The organism is Armatimonas sp., assembly GCF_043760365.1.
Lineage (GTDB): Bacteria > Armatimonadota > Armatimonadia > Armatimonadales > Armatimonadaceae > Armatimonas.
Genome location: NZ_JAYUPA010000686.1, coordinates 1 through 3,827, shown reverse-complemented (window position 1 = coordinate 3,827; position 3,827 = coordinate 1). Strand labels below are relative to the sequence as shown.

Below are 3,827 nucleotides of genomic sequence, written 5' to 3'. Positions count from 1 at the left end.
GGAAGCGTGTGCGTGATGAGGCAAGAGAGATCCAGCGTGCCTTCGGTGATTTTTGCAACGGCGTACTCGGCGGCGGTGCGGGAGTGGCCGGGATAGCCTGCGAGAGTGAGCTTGCTGTAGTGGCGAACCTCAAACGTATAAGGCTCGCGCTGGACACCAAAGAGCGCAAGGATGCCGTGCGTACGATCCATCAAGAACTCCACGCTTGCCTTCGCCCCCACGCAATCAAGCGCAACTTCGACAGGCGCGGGCGGCGGTGTCATCTGCTCGCGCGGGTCAAGGGCGGTGTCCACGATACCGCGCTCTAGGGCATAGGTGCGGCGTGCCGCGCTCAAGTCCCAGGCGATAATTTCTTTTGCGCCCTCCGCCCTCGCAAGCTGCGCGGCGATGAGACCGGCGGGGCCGAGGCCACTGATGCCAAAACGGGTGCAGGGGAAGGCGTTTAGCTGACGCAGGCGCAGAAAGCTGGCGCTCACGCACATCGCCAGCTCGACGGGCGCGGTGGCGGCGGGGGGGAGGTGCGCCGGGACACGGATCAGGTGCTCGACCGGGCGGATGACTTGCTCAGCGTAGCAGCCGGGGACACTATGCCCCGCATCGCGCCAGACACTCACGCGCTCGCCCAGAGTAAGACCCACCGTGTCGGGGCCAAGGGCATCAACAATGCCCGTGGCCTCGTGGCCAGGCTGGCCGGGAGTGTAGGGGTAGTGAAACTGGTGCCCCACAAACATCGGCTCGTTGTGGCGCAGGTGTAGGTCCCACTGCGGACACGTGGCGACGCCCAAAATGCGCAGCCTTGCCTCGCCGGGGCCGGGCTCCGGGAGAGGAGTCTCCGTAATCGTAAACACCGAGCCGGGGCCAGTAGCTTGTAGAATTTTCATACTCTGGTAATACCCTGACTACTGCCCCGTGCGCTTGCGACGTATCCGTGGACGCGGTGCCACTGGGGGGTCTTGACTGAGCTGGTTCTCTTTGCTCGACTCCGAGACAGCCAGCTCCTCGGTGGGCACGTAGTACTTGCCATAGTAGTGGCCATGCGGCATCGGAACGCGATTGAGCACCGTACCCAGCACCTGCGCCTGGCAGCGTCCCAGTAAGGTCATCGTTCGCTGGACAAGAGCCTTCTTTGTCTCCCCTGCACCGATCACCAATAGCACACCATCCGTCGCATGGGCAAAGGTGCACGTATCAGAAACGGCCAAGACCGGCGCGGAGTCTATCAGAACAATGTCACTCCGCTGCTTCAGCTCCTCCAGTAGCCTCTCCATCGCCTCGGAGCCGAGAAGCTCGGTGGGCGTCGGCGGGGGCGAACCCGCCGTGATGAGGGAGACTCCGGCAACACTTGTGGGGCGCAAGACCTGCTCCAAAGAGTGAGTTCCTGCCAAGACGTCACTCAGCCCCGGGGAGGCATTCATCGCAAAGAGCTTATGCTGCATCGGTCGCCGCAAGTCCGCGTCGATCAGGATCACGCGCTTCTTCTCCATCGCCATCGCCATGGCCAGATTTGCCACAGCCGTAGACTTACCTTCAGCGGGGACAGAAGAGGCGACCACGAGCGTCCGCAGAGGCGTGTCCTTGCGGAATCTCAGAAGCGTACGCAGCGACCGGTACGACTCCGTCAAGACTGAGAACGTGCTGACGTCGCGCAGCAGGCGCAACCCAGGCTCCGAAATCAGCGGGATCAGCCCCAGCACGGGCACCCCCAGCACGCGCTCCGTCTCTTCAAAGTCAGCGAAAATCTCTGAGTTGTCCATAGTTGTCTTCACAACCTCCTTTACCACCACGGGTGGGGTTTCTTTGCGTTGCGCTACTTCCTTGCCACCAAGCTGTAGCCGCAGGTGCCGCAACGCCTCATGCACCTGGTACTTCACGGTTCCGACGGGAATATCGAGCATCTGCGCCGCCTCGGCGCAGGTAAACCCATCCGCCTTCACCAGCAGAAAGGCAGCACGCTGCGCATCGGAGAGGGTGTCTAAGGCGGCCCTCAGCTCCAGACGGGTATGCAACTGAGAGGATGGGTCTGGGGTCACCACAGATCCCTCCTGCGTCTCATCCCAGCCGACCAGCTCAGGCCGCGAAGTGTCCCGTAGCTGCCCCCAGCGATAGAGGGCGATTTTATAGAGATAGGTCGTGAGGGAAGACCTTCCTTCGAAGCGGTGCAGGCTCCGATAGGCCGCGACAAACACATCCTGTTTCAGGTCTTCGGCATCGGCGGGTTTCCCACTAAGGCGCAGCCCGAACAGGTAGAGACGCGGCCCGTACACTTCGTACAGATCGTCGAATGCTCCCGGCTCGCCCCGGCGAAACCGCTCCAATCGCTCGCGCTCCTGTTTGTCCTTGCTCATGTACGGGCTTTCACTTATACAGTGTGCTACGGTGCTCAAACGGTTGGGTTGATCCGAAAAAATAACAAATCAGATGAATCTACCAGTCCAACAAGATCCCCAGTGACGGCTCGCGGCGGTGGAGAAAGAGATCGAACGCCTCGGCGGCGTCGGCAACGGGGAAGCGGTGCGTGATGAGTGGCAGTGTGGTGAGCTTGCCCTGCGCGACCCAGTCTACTGTCGCATCCATGCGGGGCGTCGTCCAGCCTGAGGGCGTGTGAACCGTGATTTCCTGGTTGCGCAGGCGCTGTAGGTCAATCTTACCGTCATGGCCGTAGAACCCAGCGGAGACAAAGTGGGCGTCGCGACGGAGCTTGGGCAGTAGGGCGTAGACGGTCTCTAAGTCACCTACCGTATCCACCATAATACTCTGGCCTTTGGCAAGGCTCTCATGCTCCGTTGTGCCGATGCCACGCGTGAATTTTTCTAAGCGCTCCGGGTGTCGCCCCAGTAGTGTGACCACTGCGCCGCGCTCCGCCAGAGTCTGCGCGGCCCACTGGCCCACTAAGCCATCCCCGATCACTATCGCACCGTCGCCGGGCGCGAGACTCGGGCGGATGCCGCAGTTGTAGCCCACTTGGGTTAGCACGAGGCCCGAAAATGCCTCGATAGGAAGTGGGCCATCCGGGAGTTTCCAGAGCTGCGAGGCGGACGTAATCGCGGGCGAGACATGGCCACCGTGGCTAAAAAAGAGCCCGTCGGTGCGCGAGACGCTCGCAAAAACACGCTCCCCAATGGCGAAGTTTTTAACATTCTCCCCGACCCAGGTGACCACACCCACTTTTTGATAGCCCGTCACGAGAGGAAACGGCGACGGATCATCCGGCGCGAGCGGTGTGTCCCCAGCGAGGCGCTCCCCTCGAATAAACGAGCCCTCGGTGCCGGGGCTGATCCAGGAGTGCGTGACTCGCACTACCACTTCCTCCGGGCCAGGCTCCACAAGTGTCAGCTCTTGCACTTCAACCACCCAAGGCTTTGTCGCAACGACCGCGTTGACTTTCATGAAGCAATTTTACAGGAGAAGAGGGGGGAAGAACCAAAAGAAAAGGCGGAGAGGACAGGATTCGAACCCGCACACCCGTTCAGGGGTGAGACCGCTTTCAAGGCGGTGGCGATACCATTCCGCTCACCTCTCCGCGCCGATGCTATTTTATCATGCGAATCGCCCCCATAAACGGGGGCGTCTTATTGACGGCTTCGCCGACACAAAGGCCCTCCGGGCCATAAGAATCTCCCATGGGCGGTACGTCCTTCGTGTCCGAAGTATGAGGACAAAAAGACCGGGTGCCCTCTGGGCGCGTGAATGGGGGCGATAAATCAAGGCGAGACATTTCTGATCGCTTCGTACAAGAGCATTCCCGCCGCAACCGTCACATTGTAGGAGTCCGCACCGGTGCTCGGCGCCATGGGGAGGCGCACAACGGTGTCACTGGCGCTTGCCAC

General features: G+C 61.2%; 3 protein-coding genes and 1 tRNA gene. All 4 read right to left on the bottom strand.

Going from position 1 to position 3,827, the window contains the following annotated elements:
- Positions 1-881 (bottom strand): zinc-binding dehydrogenase (locus tag ACH2EH_RS15975; protein WP_395143095.1); only part of this gene is annotated, 881 nt, incomplete at its 3' end.
- 18 nt (positions 882-899) lie between these two features.
- A complete protein-coding gene (locus ACH2EH_RS15970; protein WP_395143094.1) occupies positions 900-2,345 on the bottom strand; it encodes a polysaccharide biosynthesis tyrosine autokinase in 1,446 nt (481 codons plus the stop codon).
- Between the two features lie 79 nt (positions 2,346-2,424).
- Positions 2,425-3,387 (bottom strand): alcohol dehydrogenase catalytic domain-containing protein, encoded by a 963-nt coding sequence (locus tag ACH2EH_RS15965; protein ID WP_395143092.1) that lies wholly within the window; start codon positions 3,385-3,387, stop codon positions 2,425-2,427.
- Between the two features lie 46 nt (positions 3,388-3,433).
- Positions 3,434-3,520, bottom strand: a tRNA-Ser gene (locus ACH2EH_RS15960).
- Positions 3,521-3,827 lie beyond the last annotated feature (307 nt).

What these genes read in the sequence shown, in the direction of transcription:
- ACH2EH_RS15970 (WP_395143094.1), bottom strand. Translation starts at nt 2,345, where the DNA reads ATGAGCAAGGACAAACAGGAGCGCGAGCGATTGGAGCGGTTTCGCCGG.
- ACH2EH_RS15965 (WP_395143092.1), bottom strand. Translation starts at nt 3,387, where the DNA reads ATGAAAGTCAACGCGGTCGTTGCGACAAAGCCTTGGGTGGTTGAAGTG.